Raw genomic sequence first — 255 nt, 5'->3', positions numbered from 1 at the left:
ATAACGCCGTGGTGTCAGACCCGCAAAAGCGGCGAACTGTCTGGCATGGGCGAAGCGGTCCTTCAGACCGATATAAGCCAGCAATACCGCAGATGTTTTCTCTCCGATACCCGGGATGCTTTCCAGCTGTTTCCTGCGGTGTTTCATATCCGGATCATCGTCTGTCAGGTCTTTTATCTGCTTCTCAAGACGCTTCAGCTCTGCTTCAAGCCACAGAAGGTGAGCATCAATGCTCGGTCTCTGGACTTCCCGCGC

1 protein-coding gene is annotated in these 255 nt (G+C 53.7%); it reads right to left on the bottom strand.

Features of this window, described 5'->3' with window-relative positions:
- Positions 1-255 (bottom strand): transposase (locus E0D98_RS26640; protein ID WP_131891667.1); only part of this gene is annotated, 255 nt, incomplete at both ends.

Source organism: Escherichia sp. KCJ4928, from assembly GCF_004352695.1.
Lineage (GTDB): Bacteria > Pseudomonadota > Gammaproteobacteria > Enterobacterales > Enterobacteriaceae > ECMA0423.
This window is presented reverse-complemented; position numbering and strand designations above follow the sequence as displayed.